We start from the raw sequence: 17,497 nt of genomic DNA, 5'->3' as shown, positions 1-17,497 counted from the left end.
TCTTTATATCCAATCATCTGGCCTTTTTCGCGGCTTCAACTCCATCATGCAAAATATCCAGTACATATAAAACCTCATGATCCTTGACGGGCTTCTCACCGTGATGACGGATAGCCTCAAACAATTTCTCATATAAAATGCCATAGTCCGTCACTTCAGACGGTACGTTCTCCGTATGGGACTCCCCTTTCTCGTCCACATAACTCAGTATCCCCCAATTCGTTTCAGGTTCAATATCAAAGGATAAGGATGTTGGTCCGGCTCCATTCTTCGATTGATGACCACTGCTGTACTTCACAAAACTGCCCCGGTCTCCGTGTATGATAAATTTTGGATGTTCGATCTTGACAAGCAAGCTGCACTTAATGGTTGCTTTCATCCGGCCGTACCGGAAATCTATATCGATATAGTCATCCGATTCCCCAGGCGCCACCAGACTTCGGACATCATAATCAATCCGGTCTGCTTCACCGTATAACGATATTAACTGATCAATGGTATGCACCGCCAAACCATGCAGCAACCCAAACCCTTTGCGACTGTACTGCGGATGAAAATAATCATAGTGGGACTGGATCTCCACAATATTGCCCAGCTTGCCGCTCTCGATCACTTTTTTCAAAGTAAGAAAGTCCCCATCATACCTGCGGTTCTGGTTCGCCATCGCGATAAGATGTTTACGTTCCGCCAGTTCAAAAATCTCCTTGGCTTCAGCCGAAGTTGAGGCAAACGGCTTCTCGACCAAAACATGTTTGCCATGTTCCAATGCCAATTTGGCGTATTCAACATGACTGTCCACATGAGTCGCAACAACAATCAGTTCGATATCTGGATCATGCAGTATATCGTTAAGGACTGTAGTAAACGTAATTTCAGGGTAGTAGCCCTCTCGCTCCGTGTCACCCAGCCGGTCTTCCTCACGTCGGTAGATTGTCTTCACCTGGATCTGCTCTCTTCTCTCCAGATAAGGCAGATGATAATTTACTACCGCATTTCCAAATCCAATAATAGCGATCTTCAACATATGAAATCACTCCTCTACTTTGGTTAAGCGCAATGTTATCATGCAGCAGACTCGTGGTGAATGCTTTGGAAAAGGAATGGCAGCAACATTCGAAAATGGATTCAAGGCTTGGGATAGCGTGAAATTCAATTTCAAACTGTGCGCATCGGGCAGCTCAGATATAACAATTTTTCCCTAGTTTACCGATATAAATTAAGAAACGAACTACATACATATGGATGAAGGGTGTCGATGGAGACATGAGCAAATGGTTTACAGGCATGCAGCGCAAGATCAGTACTTTTCTGTTGTTTACACTGATCACTGCAGCAATATTGGGTGGAGGTAATGCAGCACAGGCAGCTTCCCTTAATCAATCTACTGTGTATTACGATTCGGACGGTGTATTGTACAAAGTATCCGGGGATGGCAGCAATACGACAGAAGTTTTACTTGATTTTCAGGGTGTGGACCTTGTAGCGGCAGGTTCTCACCTCTTCTACACTTCAACTGAAACTTCCACAACACTGCTTCGGGTCCCCAATGACGGATCGCGCGATACCGCCGAGACGTTTGCAACCGACGTTCTGCGTTACGATACGGATAACGGATTCATTTATTACATGGATGCGAAAGGTTCAATCTATCGTGCGAGTGGTGATGGTGAGCCAACTTCCGTTAAAAAGATCGCGGACAAAGCAGATACGGAATTCCCGCTGCTCGCTGTCATTAAGGGCCGCGTTTATTACAACGCGCTCGTTAACGGCAATACCTGGATCGTCTCCAAAGCTACAAATGGCAGCGGAACTGTACAACGGATTGCCGAAGGCGCAGTGGAAAGCACTTATTTTATGAATTCGGCAAAAAACAAACTGCAACTGATGGTTAACACCAATCCTTATGAAACCTACTACTCCACCAATGCTGTGGTCATGTATACCGTGAACTACAGTACAGGCAAGGCAAGTGCTGTGAATCCAAAAGCCAAGCTGGACGTAAATGCAGTATATTCCGGGGGCTGGAGCAGCTCGTTTTACGTGTATAACAAAGGAATCAGCCTGGACAGCAGCAAGGATTACAACTACGCAACAGGCAAAGCTTTTGCCCTTACAACTTCAGGCAAGACATTCCAGCTTCATAGCAAAAGCATCCGAGAAGTAAGTGCACTTGGCACAGACAAGGCAGTTATCGTTGATGCAGACAAAAAAGCGTACGCAAAAACCGTATCTGGCAGCAAGGTCACCAAAACGACCAATCTAAATTTGACTAACGTCAATTACGTTGGGGATCAGCTGACCAATGGCACAGCAACACTTGCCTACATTTCTGGCGACAATGGCCTCTACGCTGTAAGTTCGACACTCAAAGTAACCAAACTGGTCGGGGATGAATGGGACACCTTCCATTTCAGAGATGACGTACCAGGCATCTTCTACATTAACGCGAAAGACCTCTATCGTTTGTATCATATCCAGGCGAATGGCTCAGGTAATAAAGTGTTAAGTGAAGTATTCCTGGACGACATTCTGTTGGTAACACCAAACTAAATTTCTTATTAAATAAAGAGGATTACCTTGCAGCCCTGCGGCTCCCGGTATCCTCTTTTTTATATGTTCACAACTATTTTTGAAAAACGTCTTCCATATGAGAATGATAATTGTTATCATTAAGAAAATGAGACAAAAGGATGGTCCGTATGAATGAACAGCTTCCCTTCATTTCTGAAACGTCAACTCTACCACTCCTCTCTTCCATGTGCCGTGTACGCCGTGGGGAGAATTTCCGTGTGCATGGCAAGACGGTTTCCCGGCCTATGCTGTGTCTTGTTTTGCAAGGAGAAGGTGTCCTGGTTCTTAATGATCAATTACATAAAGCCCGCGCCCATCAACTATTTGTACTGGAAAAGGGGACCACGATTGAGGCTGCCTCCCGCTCCGGTATTACGGAATGCATTCTCCTATCGATGAACACAGTCCAGTTGAAGCAAGTGCGTGGTGAATGGAAGATGACTTCTAATCCCTGCCTCCCCTTCCAATGGTCAACGGGTCCTATGCCTGTTCGTCATGAGCAGCAGATGGTCGCGCGCATGGAACAATTATATACAGCCTATCAGGGCGTTCAGCAGGAGCATTTTATTAATATACACACTCAGCTCCACGAGTTGTTGCAGTACATTTCTGAGAATCGTCTAGAAGCCAATCATGAGAAGGTTGACCCTGCCCTGGAACGAAGCATTATGTATATGCACCGATTCATGGGTGAAGGCATAAGTATGGACCAGCTGGCCAAGATCGCTGGCCTGACTCCGAGCTCATACTCCCGCAGCTTCAAGAAGGCCAAGGACATGTCACCAACAGATTACCTGAATCGACTGCGGATTGAAGAAGCCAAACAACAATTGCAGCAGGATCGATGTTCAATCAAGGATATCGCTGAATCTGTAGGTTATGGCAATGAGTATTATTTTAATCGCAAATTTAAACAAGCTGTCGGTATCTCACCCAGTATATATATGAAGAGAGAACAATTACGAATAGCAACGGCTTCCGTTCTGGGCCTGGAACATAACTTGTTTTCCCTGGGGCTAGAAGCGATTGCGACGCTAAACGGATTCACAGATCAGGAACTGAGCGAGAACGAACACCAGCATAAGCTCACATTGCAATTCAACAAGCTTCGCCAATCGAAGCCTGATCTGATTATTGCCGACACACACCATGAACCCTATCACGATAAACTGAAAAGTATTGCGCCAACCGTCCTCCTTGAGCCTGTTCAGGACTGGAAACAAATTCATTCCCGTATTGCCGAGCTGGTTGGACGGGAAAAACAAGCCTTGGATCATTTCAAACAGCTTGAATTTAGAACGCTGGATGTTGGTAAACGTCTGCAACAGTTTTTTGACCATGAACGGGTTACACTTGTAGAGGTTAAGCCTCCAATGATCAGGCTGCAGGGTACGATCAATCATCCCCTGAGTCATTTGTTGTATACCGAATTGGGGCTGCAACCTGCACAGATTGCTCCGCCAGAACACCAGTGGGTCGATTACCCTGCTGAACGCATCCCTTTGCTGGATACGGATCACTTGTTCATCCATCGTCTCTCCATGCATCCTGCCAGCGAAAAATTGCTGCGGCGGTTAAAACAGACGTCTTCATGGAATCGTTCGCCTGCTGTACTTGGTGGCAATGTACATGATATTTCAAGTTGGCTGATGATGAGCTGGACACCTTCGGGACGTCACCGGATTATGGATGAACTTATACACATCGCAGAGCAGCATGCGGCCCTCTCTCATGCCGGACTGATCGGGCAATTCTAATGCATTAGGAACGAAACCTGATTTTTTTCTTCATTATAAATACACAGCAAAAAGGCGCCTCCAAATAGGAGAGCGCCTTTTGGGTTCTGCTTAAGAGTTATCTTGAATCTCTTCCCGCGGAACCAGCTTATAGATTTCTTCATCTTCCATGGTGTCGATCAGTCGGTCCAACCATTTGTAATATGCTTCCGCTTGCAACACTTTATTTTTGTCTACCTTTAGAATGTGAAGAAGTTCGGCATCTGCTTGCTCGTCCAGGTCTTTAATCAAACGATTCAGCTCCTCAACGGACTTGCGCAGCACCTGAAGGTTACTCTCCACCGCTTTTCTCCATTTAATTGCAAAATAATCCGTAAACGTCTGATGCCAGTCATACTCCACTTCATATAGGTCTTTCCGAGAGCCCTTGCTCCATACCTTATTTACCATCTTCAGATCCAGCAGTGTACGTACGCCGGTACTCATGCTCGTTTTGCTCATTTCCATTTCCCGGCCCATATCGTCAAGGGTCATTGGTTTGTCTGCAAAAAAAAGCAATCCATATAAGTGTCCCGTGGACAGCGTAACGCCGTATAGATCCATATTACGTCCGATAGCTTCAATGACGCGTTTACGGATTCTAAGAACGGTTGCCTGCTGTTCTTCTTGTAAATGGTCCAAGCCCATGCTTGCAACCTCCATTCTGAACATTCCCAGTCTTGGCACAAATAATTGCAACCATACAAGATCCTGCTTACATGGGAAAGCATCCGGCCGGACATCCTATATGCCAGAGGGCTTTCGTTCACCCAATGTATGAAAAATGGAACCTTACCAGGTTGCATCTGCCTACGACTATCTTTAACCAAAAAACAGCTTAAATTAGCTCATTGTCTATTGTAGGAAAAGCAATATCAAATGTAAAGCTGCCTCATTAGGCAGAATAAGGAGTAAAACAGAGCATTCGGACGGAAAACTTTGTACAGTTTTTACTGTACAAACATTATGTACTGTTTATTCAGTTGATATACTGGTTAAGTATTGATACAATACAAAACGTTACCCAGAAAGACGGGAAGCGAAGCAACAATTACCGGATTTCGTGGCTGGGCGCACAAGTGTATGGGCTTGTGGATGCTGAAAGCCGTTCGAAGTGCACAACACATCAGAAGGGGTGAAAACATGACCATACTTGAAGTAAAAAATGTAAGTAAACTGTTTGGCCCCCAAACCGAGCAAGGTCTGCAATTACTGGAGCAAGGTTGGGGAAAAGAAAAGTTGGCCAAAGAAAAACAGATAACGGTTGGTGTCAACCGGGTCAACATGGAAATTAAGCAAGGTGAGATTTTTGTCATCATGGGACTTTCAGGAAGTGGTAAATCCACACTGGTTCGAATGTTCAATCGACTGATTGAACCAACATCCGGTGAAATTCTCGTTCATGGCAAGGATCTACGTAAAATGAACAAAGAACAATTGCGCGAAGTACGCCGGAAAACAATCAGCATGGTATTCCAAAAATTTGCGTTGTTCCCGCACCGTACCGTTCTTGATAATGTGGAGTATGGACTTGAAGTCCAAAAGGTGGACAAAGCTGTTCGACGAGAAAAAGCGAAAACCTCACTTGAACTGGTCGGTCTCAAAGGCTGGGAAGATAAGATGCCAGATGAACTGAGTGGTGGTATGCAGCAGCGTGTCGGCTTGGCTCGTGCGCTTGCCAATGACCCGGAAGTACTTTTAATGGATGAAGCGTTCAGTGCACTAGATCCACTGATCCGCCGGGATATGCAGGATGAACTGATTGAGCTTCAGGATAAAATGAAAAAGACGATTATTTTCATTACCCATGACTTGGACGAAGCGCTGCGCATCGGTGATCGTATTGCCCTCATGAAGGACGGCGCTGTCGTGCAGATCGGTACTCCGGAAGAAATTATGATTCAACCGGCCAACTCTTATGTGGCCCGCTTCGTCGAAGACGTGGATTTGTCCAAAGTCCTCACCGCATCACATGTTATGAGGCGCCCTGAAACAATTACGCTTGACCGTGGTCCTCGTGTTGCCCTCGAATTAATGCGCGAACGTGGTATTTCCAACCTGTTTGTCATTGACCGTTCGAAAAAATTGCTTGGTGTCATTACAGCAGAAGATGCGACCCGTGCGATGCGTGAAAATAAAGTATTGAATGACATTCTGATCACGGACGGGCCGACTGTGGCGCCTGAGACCCTGATTCATGAATTGTTCGAAATGGTAAGTTCAGCCCATGTGCCTCTCGCAGTTGTTGGTGAGAATGGCCGTCTGCAAGGTGTTATCGTCCGCGGTGCCCTGCTGGGTGCGCTTAGCGGTGAAGTTGCAGTAAAGGAGGAACTTGTGAATGATTCCCAAAATACCACTAGCATCGTGGATTGAATCCATCGTTGACTGGATGAGTTCCTCGCTCTCCGGATTGTTTAATGTAATCTCTGTTGTTATTCAGGAAGTAGTCGGATTCTTCTCCGGGCTGTTTATGTTGCCCCATCCGCTCCTGTTCATTGCGATACTGGGTGTTCTAGCGTTCCTCGTGGGTCGCCTCCCATTGACACTATTTACGGTTATCGGATTCTTGCTCGTGGATAACTTGGGATACTGGTCCCAATCTATGGACACACTCGGTCTGGTTATTACATCTGGATTGATCTCCATCCTGATTGGTGTTCCAGTCGGAATCTGGCTGGCATACAGCAAAACTGCAGCACGCATTATTACACCGCTGCTTGACTTCATGCAGACAATGCCTGCATTTGTCTACTTGCTGCCAGCCGTAACCTTCTTTAGTCTCGGTGTCGTTCCAGGTGTTATCGCATCAGTTATCTTCGCGATTCCGCCAACCATTCGCCTGACTCATCTGGGGATCAAACAGGTTTCCGGCGAACTGGTTGAAGCTGCTGATGCGTTTGGTTCAACATCCATGCAAAAGCTGTTCAAGGTACAGCTTCCACTCGCCTTGCCTACCGTGATGTCGGGGATCAACCAAACGATTATGCTGTCGCTGTCCATGGTTGTCATTGCATCCATGATCGGTGCACAGGGTATTGGTGCGGAAGTATATCGTGCGGTAACACAGCTTCAAATTGGTAAAGGTTTCGAAGCAGGTCTTGCTGTCGTGGTACTCGCGATTGTACTCGACCGTTTCACGCAAAATCTGTTTATGCCTGGTCGGAAAAAGACCTCTCGTGTATCTTCTAAACAGAAAGCTTGGATTACCGCAGCAGCTACACTTGTCGTGCTGGTTGCCGGTTTCTCCCAATACTTTACGGGCGGGACTACTTCTGCCGGCGGTAACAACACAGCAGCCAATGCTGTAGGTGAAGAAGTCAATTACCAGATCATTGGTATTGACCCAGGTGCAGGGATCATGAAATCTGCTGCCAAAGCGATCGAAGACTATAAACTGACTGACTGGACTCTTATTGAAGGCTCTGGTGCAGCCATGACGGCTACGCTGGACAAAGCGATCAAAAATGAGGAACCAATTATTATTACAGGTTGGACACCGCACTGGATGTTCAACAAATATGATCTGAAATATCTGGAAGACCCTGAGAAATCCTTCGGTGATGCGGAAGAAATTCATACCATCGCCCGTAAAGGTCTGAAAGAAGATCACCCTGTTGCTTACGAATTCCTGTCCCGTTTCCAATGGACGTCGGATCAAATGGGTGAAATGATGACTGCTATTCAGGATGGCACATCCCCGGAAGAAGCAGCTAAAGCATATGCTGAGAAACATGCGGATCAGATTGCTGAGTGGACCAAAGGTCTGACTCCAGTGAACGGTGATGCATTCAAACTTAGCTATGTGGCTTGGGATTCCGAAATCGCAAGTACCAACCTGCTGAAATATGTGATGGAAAACAAACTGGGTTATAAAGTTAATGCTCTGCAAGTAGAAGCCGGACCGATGTGGACGGGTGTTGCCTCAGGCGACGTAGATGCTTCTCCAGCAGCTTGGCTGCCACTCACGCACGCTGACTACTGGGAACGTTACAAAGACCAGGTGGATGATCTCGGAGCCAACATGACAGGTGTACGTACCGGTCTCGTGGTTCCTTCATACATGACGGACGTGAATTCGATTGAAGATCTGGAAACCGGTGCTGCTTCCTCCGCGCCAACGGCTAATGCCAATGTAGGCGATGAAGTGAACCATCAGATCATCGGTATCGATCCAGGTGCAGGCATTATGAGATCCACAGCAAGTGCCATTGAGAAATACGGTCTGTCCAACTGGAAACTGGTTGAAGGTTCAGGAGCCGCAATGACAGCTACGCTGGATAAAGCTGTTAAGAATAAGGAACCGGTTATCGTTACTGGCTGGACACCACATTGGATGTTCAACGCATACGACCTGAAATACCTGGAGGATCCGGAAGGTGTCTACGGTGAAGCCGAACAGATTCATACGATTGCCCGTAAAGGGTTAAAGGAAGACAAACCTGTCGCTTATGAATTCCTGGATCGCTTCTCTTGGACAACTGAAGAGATGGGTGAAATGATGATCGCTATTCAAAATGGAGAAGACGCTCAGCAAGCTGCTGCTGCTTATGCAGAGAAGCATAGTGACCAAGTGGCTGAGTGGACCAAAGGTCTGACTCCAGTGAATGGCGAATCCATCAAACTAAGTTATGTGGCCTGGGACTCCGAAATTGCAAGTACCAACTTGCTGGAGTATGTTCTGAAGGAAAAACTCGGTTACAATGTAACTTCCCTTCAAGTTGAAATCGGTCCAATGTGGACGGGCATCGCCAACGGTGATGTAGATGCTACGCCAGCCGCATGGTTGCCACTTACTTCATCAGATTATTACAACAAGTATAAGGATCAGATCGATGATCTGGGTCCGAATATGGACGGTGCCAAAACAGGTCTGGTTGTACCAGCCTACATGGACATCAATTCCATTAACGATTTAAAAGATAATTAAACCAGATCGAGTTGAATCAACCTCAATTTGGAAAAAAGACCACCGAATTTTTCGGTGGTCTTTTTTATATGCTGCTTTTTTCTGGAATTCGAGCAAACTGTTTTCGTTAAAGCTAGATCTCATTTGAGATGTACTTCTAATGGAGCTATGTAGGTATACTTTGAACTGAACTACTACCTTATCCGATAAGTAACAATAACACACCAATTGTAATGAGTACTATACCCAAAATGCCATAGACTACCCTTGCTGCCTGTCGTCCAATCGTTTTCACGAAAAGTCCTGCCTGAAAGGTACTCATGAACCAATCCCAATTTTTCATACCGCCCAACATGCTGAAAATCCCCGCGATTATGGCAACCAATGCGAGCAAGATCGGTTGATCCTCCATATCATCACCCCTTCCAATATAATCCTGTTTACTATACTCGCTGATGGTGAAAATGAACAGTAATTAAATAGTAAAAAACGGCTTGCAGATTATGATCTGCAAGCCGTTTAATCAAGTGCTAGAAGTTAAACTCTTTTGTGATTTGTAGGGATTTGAACAAACCTGACCTGACCTGACTTGTTCTGCTTGCGATGCATCATTTCTTTAATACAGATTCTAGTTTAGCTCACTTGCCGACATCAGCAGCGTCACCACTTCTGCACGGGTTGCATTCCCAAGCGGATTAAACCTGTTATTGCCTGTGCCCTTAATCAATCCGGCTTCATAAGCTGCTGCAATGTATGGAACTGCCCATGCCGGAACTTGATTTGCATCTGTGAAGCTTAACGTTGCATTGGATTCGATCGGAAGTCCCAGCGCTCTTACCAGCATGACTGTCATTTCCACACGTGATACTTTGCCTGATGCACGGAATGTCTCATCGGTGTATCCACTGATAATGCCTTGCTCAACCGCCTGAGCTATAAACGATTGTGCCCATGCCGGGATTTGTCCAGCATCCTTGAACGTTAACGCCTTGCTGCTGGCTGGAAGCTCGAATGCTCTTGCAAGCATGACTGCAAATTCAGCACGTGTAGCCGAAGCATTAGGACGGAAACTACCGTCTGCATATCCGTTTACAATTCCCCGGGAAATGGCCTGCTCAATTGCAGCAGCTGCCCAGTGATTACCGATATCCTTCAGAATGACGCCCGGATTCGGTGTTGTCGTTCCGCCATTTCCATTACCCGGAACGGATGGCGTTGTTGGTGTCGTTGGAGTGGTCGGATTGGTTGGCGTTACCGGTGTTGTTGGTGTCGTTGTGCCTCCACCACTATTGCCACTGCCCGGATTGCTGCCATTGTTGCCACCGCCATTCCCAGGATTGCTTCCATTTCCGTCACCAGGAAGCGGAGATCCTTTCAGATCCGTACTGCGTCCTTCTGTTGTCTGATTGACTACACCCACTCGATCCAGATGCTCATGGAAGACCTCATAGTCTACCAAGTTGAGTTCGTAGAATCGGTTGGCATCCTTCGCTACCCTCATGGAGCGGTAGAAGTCTCCCCCATTCGCCATAAAGGAGTTCGTTGCCACGATGTAATATCCGTTTGGATCGATATCCGTGTACGTACCATCCGCATTCTTGATTTGCACTTTCACTACACGTTGACCTTCTTGCGTCACGGTATTGGTCGTTGAATCAATTTTCTCGCCCGGTTTGGTGGAATCATAGTAGAAGCGCATGCCCGACACTTGCGGGAAGCGTCCTTCTCCTGTTTCCACACCACTCACACCATTTTCGAGAGCAGCTGTAATTTCATCACCTGTCATTTTCAGTGCAGACAGATTGTTACCGAATGGCATAACGGTGAGCAGATCACCCAACGTAATGTCACCTTCCTGGAACGATGCCCGGATACCGCCGCCGTTTTGGATGGCCACATATCCCTTCACATCGTTTTCCTTAACGATGGATTTCACTTTTTCCAGCATACCATCTGTCATCAGGTTACCCAGGTTGGTTTCCTGCTTACGTACCTTACCACGTTCTCCATCGAGGAATACGTTCGTTTTACCGATGACTTCTTTCTTGAAATCTTCCAGCAGTGGTGCATATTCTGCCAGCTTTTCTTTTGCTGCCGGGTCATCTTTGTATACATAGTTACCTGTTGAATCTTTCGCATCGAGGCTCAGCAATTTGCCGTTCCATGTTTTTAACACACCCTCTGCATCGAACGTGACATCCAGTTGGCCCAGGGACACATCATATTCTCCCGTTTGGACAACCAGAATCGGTTCAGCATGAGCTTCGACCACAACTGGCTCGCTTAGAATCGTATGGGAGTGACCACCCACTACAATGTCGATGCCTTCCACGGCTTCTGCCAGCTTCAGGTCTTCCGAGTATCCCAGGTGAGTCAATCCGATAATTTTGTTAATGCCCTCTTGCTCCAGCATGGCAACTGTCGCTTGTGCACTTGCAATGTAATTCTCGAACTTCAGATCATCTCCCGGTGAGGACAGGGATACGGTATCTGTAGTCGTTAAGCCGAAGATTCCAACCTTCTCGCCGTCCACTTCCGTAATGATAGCCGGATAGATCTCAGCATTCTCAGCTGGTTGTCCGATGGTATCTTTGTATAAGCTGCCCAGGTTGGTATCCTTCGTAAAGTCGATATTGGCACTTACGAATGGGAACTCTGCTTTCTCAATGAATTCCTTGAGCACGCCTGTGCCTTTATCGAACTCATGGTTACCAAAGGTCATTGCGTCGTATCCGATCATGTTCATGAATTCCAGATCCGCTTGACCATTGAAGAGATTGAAATACAAGGTTCCAGAAAATACGTCCCCTGCATCCAGCACCAAGGTGTTATCGTTGCGTGTTTCTTTGATAGCTGTTACCCGGCGCGGAATGTTATCCAAGTGCGCATGCGTGTCGTTGGTGTGCAATACACGAAGGTTGAAGTCGCCCTCTTCTTCACTGCTGCCAATGCTCAATTGTGCAAGCAGTGGATCATGGTCACTGACGCGTCCATCAGCTGTTTCAAAATCCGCATTCACATGCACCACTTCAATGGCTGCCGTTTCAGACAGATTTTTGCTCACCAAAATGTGATCCAGTGTTTGTGAATTACCGTCATAGATGTAGGAATAGCGTTTATTTTCTGGCAGCTTATTCACCAGATTGTCCAGTTCATTGCCTTCGATAATATTCAAAGTCTTGGAGAACTGGAAGTCATTAAAATCCCCAAGCACAGCTACATTTACGTCAGGATCTTTATCTAAGAGTTCTTTCACAAAACCATTCACTGCCGTTGCCTGTCTGGCACGCTGAATTTCACTGCTTCGTGTCGCAGGCTGAATACTACCATAAGGCTTCAGATCGCCACCTTTGGAATTCAGATGATTCGCAATCACGACTACTCGTTCTCCATTAAATTCGAACTCAGCTGCAAGAGGTTTACGTGAGCTTGCAAATGCATCGTTTGTTGGATCAATACGCCCTGGATTCAGGGACAGCGTTCCATCCGATTCCACTTGGATTGCTGTTGTAGCCTCTCCCTTAGTCCCTTGTTTCAAGGAAACACGCGCCTCGTTATACAGGAAGCCTACACGAATGTTGGCACCCGGAGCCCCGCCATCCAGATTGTTTATCGGAGCAATATCCGTGTACTTATAAGTAGGACCACCATTACTAGCAATTGCATCAATTAATGTCTGGAAGCTCGCATCCGCAGCAGTGGTTCCGCTGTCGGTTGCCCCATCGTTATCCTGTACTTCCATGATGCCAATAATATCCGGATTCTTGAGGTTGTTGACCACAATACTACCGATTTCCACTGCTCTTGCAGCATCCTTCTGACTGAAATTCTCTACGTTGAAGGTTGCAATTGTCAGTTTATCATCAGCTTGCTCAATTACCGATGTTGCCTGTTTAAGGTCACTCGAAATAATTGCCGGCAAATTCCCTTCCGGAGCTACCTTATAATTGCCATTAGCGTAAGTCATCACACCTTTGACAGAATCCGCGAGCTTGTCCCCCGTTTTAACGGCCTGAGAAGGCTTTTTATTGATAAACAGCCGCTGTGGATTCAGGGAGCTCTCGAATGGTTCCTCCCCATCTCCAGTCAGAATGACGCCTCCTGCAGGCGTTCGTAACGGATTGTTTTCACCATTATCTACTACGACTGCCAGTCCTGGTTCACTGGAATACGGACCGATAATCGTGGCTTGATCAAGCTGTACTCTCATGCCTTCCAAACTCTCGTAAAAGTCGATTGCATCCACATCCGGATTAAACTCACCAAACTGATCCGAATCAATTACGGTAGGTATCATGCGGCCATTCTTCCCAAGGAAAACCGGTTCAGGCAGCGTCTGATTTTCACCTTCAATCGTAATCGTTGTAGCCACAATTTCGGTTGTCGCCAGTTCGGTCGTTGCTGTCGCATATTCCTTCACTTGACCGGATACGCTGACTTTGCTGCCTACCGCCATGCCATGAGTGGATTTATAAATAAGGATACCCTCAGATGTTTTGATGTCGTCATCTTCCATGCCAGGAATCTCCTGCATATAGAACGAACTTGCATTGACAACATGAGTCACGATACCTTCAACATTTTGGACCGCCAGACCATCATACAGGGACTTATGAGATGCTCCTTGTATATCGTGAATTCTCAGATTGTCCAGTTCCTGAAGAGCGGTGTACGTAAAGGTATATACATCACTTGTGTTTCCGCCTGACACGGCGATCGCTTTAACAACCGTATCTTCGTTTACTGTAATCGCGCCACTATAAAGTGTAGACATTTGGGATGGATCTGTGCCATCAACTGTATAATAAATTTCCGCTCCTGCTATTGGTGAGGATAAGGTCACGGTTGACCCTTTGACAATACCACCGGACGGAGCACTGGCTGTTACGGAGAGCAGATTTTCGACAACATCTGCTGCTGTACGTGGAATCAGCTCAAGGCCATAGCTGGTGTGATACGTCATGACGCCTGTCACTTTTTCGTATGTTTTGCCTGCTGCCAGTGCCGTTGGACTATTCTTCGCATAGATCGTGATCTCTGCACCATCGGCATCTGTCGCATAGAAGGTAGAACTGCTGCTTCTTGTCACTGTGACTTCATTCACTTCGACAAGCATCCCCTCAAAAATACCGCCTGCACCCTTGCCTCCGCCCTCAGCCGGCATGAAGTCTTTGGATGTCAGAGTAATCGGAGCTGGAATTTCTTGATTTTTGTCCAGAATTTTGATGTAACCGCCTGGGAACCCGGCCTTGTCTTTCTCTATCTGAAGCAAACCGTTATAAATAGTGAGTGGGCCATACACTTCAATACGGTCTCCTGGCTCTACTGTGGAATCCGTTCCACGAACGACGATTCCGGCATTCTCGTCCTGAATATACAGGTTGGCCATGCCTCCAGACTCTTCCCGGTAGGTCACAATCCCTTGAACGGTAACCGGGGTGTTCTCCGATTGGTTCCGGGCACTGGAGATGGAGATTGGAGTATTATCCACGATCGCATATTCGAAATTGGTAACATCACTATTTTCCAGACCGTCTTTTGCTGCATAGGTTTCAATATAAGTTGCATCATTTACTGTAATGGGTACGGTGTATGGGAGATAGTCGGTGTCGCCGTTTTGCTTGTAGTAAACTGCGGCACCAACAGTAGTGGTGGCAAGAGTAACCTTTGTTCCAGATGGAACATTACCAGAGGAGGGATTCGCGGTGACGTTTGCCACCTTGGTTTCAGGCGTCTCATCAATCAGTTGGAAGGTGGTTGAAGAGGTGCTTTTAATTCCATTAACCGTAAAATAGGTTTCAAGTGAAGCGCTATTGATACGAACTTTGGAATGATACAAAGCAGTATTACTTTGTAAACCAAAAGTGCTACGAGGAGCATTGGTTGGGACTTGAACTGGCATCATTTTGCTTAAATCCGTTTCATCAGGGCGATCTGCCAATGCAAAATTAGTGTCTGAAGTAAACGGAGGACTTAACTGGATAGAAGACCCACTGTTGTAGTAACCAACAACATACCCCTCAACAGTTGCTATTGATTTGTCAGAATTTTTAGCCTGTGCCTGGGCAACTGTCAATGGCTCGTCCGCAGCAGCTGCCTTGCTGTTAAATAACCCAGCCGGAATAGCCCCTGTGATCAGCAGCACCATGGCTAAGAATAATCTGAGCCAACTCCTTATTTGCTTACTATGCATCCTTTTCCTACCCCCATGTTTCGAATTTGCAATCATTTGTTCAAAGAGCTTGTACATTGGTTCAAATATAAGATAACTGAACTCCTTTATGATGTAAACCATATTCTCGTCGTTTGATATAAATTAGTACACATACTTTACACAAATTTAATAAATAGTGTTTTAAAATCAATTATAGGACCACGTTTTAATGAAAAACGTGACTTTATGACTCTAAATAATCATTAAACCATGCGCATTTGACTATTTTAAGTTAGGTATTATCACATACAGTTTCAATCAAATATTTTTCTCGACATAAACTGATAACATTTAAATTTAAAAAGAAGTGTTTACCCGAATCTTGATCATGCTTTTAGACACAGCAAAACGATGCGACGTTCCATCAAGAGCGCCGCATACGCTGTGTTGTTATATAAAACTTCGATACTGTACCTAACGGATGATCCCGTTCGATTACTACACTTTTTCTTATTTCTTCACTGTACTGTTATACTGGGCAATCTTGTCTGTAATTTGTTTCGCAGCTGCATCGAGTGCTTCTTGCGGTGTACCTTGTCCGTTCAGTACGGTCTCAATCGCTCCTTCGACAAGTTGTCGAGCTTCCGGGAATACGCCCATTACAGCCCCGGATGTTGCTGTCGAATCAGCAGAAGCGTGCAATTGGTCGACTGCTGTCTGGAATTGCGGGTACTTCGCCATATTATCCTTTAATACTTGCTGTTCGTAGGCTGCTGTCGTAATTGGGAAGTATCCTGTCGCAACACTCCAGTTGGCTTGTACTTCAGGTGTCGCCAAGTACTTGATGAATTCCCAAGCAGCTTGCTGCTGTGCTTCCGACTTGTTGTTCATGATGTACAAGCTTGCGCCACCTACAACCACGCCGCCTTCTTTGGCATCTGCCGGACGAGGCAGGAAGCCTGTCCCCAGTTCAAACTTGCCACCAGCACCTTCTACAATTTTGCGTAATCCAGCAGTAGAATCCAGTGTCATACCGATTTGCTCTGCGGTAAATGCCGCCGTTGTATCATCTGTGCTGCGCCCCAGATTGGAGAGTGTCTTCTCATCAATCATCTTTTTCCACCATGTCAGCGTCTTCACACCCGCTTCGGAATTCAAGAGAGATTCCGTCGCAGCACCATCTCTTCCGTTACCATTGTTTACATAATCTGCATTCTGGTTTGCGAAGAACTGCTCCATGAACCAGCCGTAGATCGCCATGGATGCACCCGGCTTGCCGTCTTTCGCCAGCGCTTTCGCTGCTTGTTCAAACTCTTCATAAGTCTTCGGCGGATTCTCTGGATCAAGACCTGCTGCCTTAAACATATCCTTGTTGTAGTACAGAATCGGGTTCGAGGTGTTAAAAGGCATGGCGTTCAGTTTGCCATCAATCGTATAATAACGGATGATATTCGGCTCCAGTTGGGACAGGTCGAACTTGTCTTTGTCGATAAAATTCTGTACTGGTGTGATCATGCCCGAATCGATCATAAACTTGCTGCCGATCTCGTATACCTGGATGATGTCCGGACCGCTGTCCGATCCCATGGATGCTTTCAGCTTGTTTAAACTCTCATCGTATTTCCCTTGATAGATTGCTTTTACCTGAATATCTGGATGACTTGCATTGAAATCGGAAGCGAGCTGGTTAATGGCTTTCTCCCCTGCTCCAGACATGGAATGCCACCACGTCAGTTGAGTCGGCTCAGCAGCTGCCGCATCCGCTTGAGCTCCACTTACCGGACTGCTTGTCTCTGTTTTGCCGCCGCAGGCGGATATAATCAACATGAGTGCAGCCAACATCAATGCAAATGTGCCTCTTTTTTTCAAACGCATAATCTCTCTCCTTTTTTTGTGGCTCATTTCAAAAATCAATCTTGGGAATTCTGCAAGGTGGCCGTTGCGGTCACGAATCGTTCTTCTGATTGCTGTTATCCCCGGATTCTTTTATTCCACTCTTTATAGGGTTAATCCGGTGCTAAACGCAAACGCTTCGCTTCTTCAGAATCGACTTCGTCCCCTCCACTACTTTCGCAGTTTCTCAATAAATGA

The 17,497-nt window shown here is 46.2% G+C and carries 9 protein-coding genes; 4 read left to right on the top strand and 5 right to left on the bottom strand.

What is annotated here, in order from left to right; translation table 11 throughout:
* Positions 1 to 13: 13 nt before the first annotated feature.
* Positions 14 to 1,024, bottom strand: coding sequence for a Gfo/Idh/MocA family oxidoreductase (locus tag PIL01S_RS14965; protein WP_127538181.1), 1,011 nt, complete (start codon positions 1,022 to 1,024; stop codon positions 14 to 16).
* A gap of 239 nt (positions 1,025 to 1,263) precedes the next feature.
* Between PIL01S_RS14965 and PIL01S_RS14960 the strand changes: the two genes are divergently transcribed.
* Together PIL01S_RS14960 and PIL01S_RS14955 are read left to right on the top strand one after the other, a co-directional pair.
* Entirely contained in the window at positions 1,264 to 2,550 is a 1,287-nt protein-coding gene (locus PIL01S_RS14960) for a DUF5050 domain-containing protein (protein WP_127538180.1), read from the top strand.
* Positions 2,551 to 2,699: 149 nt separating this feature from the next.
* Positions 2,700 to 4,328 (top strand): helix-turn-helix domain-containing protein, encoded by a 1,629-nt coding sequence (locus PIL01S_RS14955; protein WP_164764242.1) that lies wholly within the window; start codon positions 2,700 to 2,702, stop codon positions 4,326 to 4,328.
* Between the two features lie 90 nt (positions 4,329 to 4,418).
* On the opposite strand, the gene PIL01S_RS14950 is transcribed toward PIL01S_RS14955, so the two are convergent.
* Positions 4,419 to 4,994 carry a GbsR/MarR family transcriptional regulator gene (locus tag PIL01S_RS14950; RefSeq protein ID WP_095289047.1) on the bottom strand — a complete coding sequence of 192 codons (576 nt, stop codon included), beginning with the start codon at positions 4,992 to 4,994 and terminating at the stop codon, positions 4,419 to 4,421.
* Positions 4,995 to 5,489: 495 nt separating this feature from the next.
* On the opposite strand from PIL01S_RS14950, the gene PIL01S_RS14945 reads away from it, so the two are divergent.
* Entirely contained in the window at positions 5,490 to 6,719 is a 1,230-nt protein-coding gene (locus PIL01S_RS14945) for a quaternary amine ABC transporter ATP-binding protein (protein ID WP_127538178.1), read from the top strand.
* Positions 6,685 to 9,273, top strand: a complete 2,589-nt coding sequence (locus tag PIL01S_RS14940) for a glycine betaine ABC transporter substrate-binding protein (protein WP_127538177.1) — start codon at positions 6,685 to 6,687, stop codon at positions 9,271 to 9,273. The genes PIL01S_RS14945 and PIL01S_RS14940 overlap by 35 nt, the downstream gene beginning before the upstream one ends.
* A gap of 178 nt (positions 9,274 to 9,451) precedes the next feature.
* Here the strand turns inward: PIL01S_RS14940 and PIL01S_RS14935 are convergent, their stop codons facing one another.
* The 3 genes from PIL01S_RS14935 to PIL01S_RS14925 all read right to left on the bottom strand — a co-directional run bounded on the left by PIL01S_RS14935 (position 9,452) and on the right by PIL01S_RS14925 (position 17,281).
* Complete coding sequence (locus PIL01S_RS14935; RefSeq protein WP_127538176.1) at positions 9,452 to 9,664, bottom strand: immunity 17 family protein; 213 nt, start codon at positions 9,662 to 9,664, stop codon at positions 9,452 to 9,454.
* A 216-nt stretch (positions 9,665 to 9,880) separates the two neighbouring features.
* Positions 9,881 to 15,445 carry an S-layer homology domain-containing protein gene (locus tag PIL01S_RS14930; RefSeq protein ID WP_164764241.1) on the bottom strand — a complete coding sequence of 1,855 codons (5,565 nt, stop codon included), beginning with the start codon at positions 15,443 to 15,445 and terminating at the stop codon, positions 9,881 to 9,883.
* Between the two features lie 471 nt (positions 15,446 to 15,916).
* Positions 15,917 to 17,281, bottom strand: coding sequence for an ABC transporter substrate-binding protein (locus PIL01S_RS14925; protein ID WP_127538174.1), 1,365 nt, complete (start codon positions 17,279 to 17,281; stop codon positions 15,917 to 15,919).
* Between the last annotated feature and the right edge of the window lie 216 nt (positions 17,282 to 17,497).

This window comes from Paenibacillus illinoisensis NBRC 15959 (assembly GCF_004000925.1).
In the GTDB taxonomy this organism is placed as follows: Bacteria; Bacillota; Bacilli; order Paenibacillales; family Paenibacillaceae; genus Paenibacillus; species Paenibacillus illinoisensis.
This window is presented reverse-complemented; position numbering and strand designations above follow the sequence as displayed.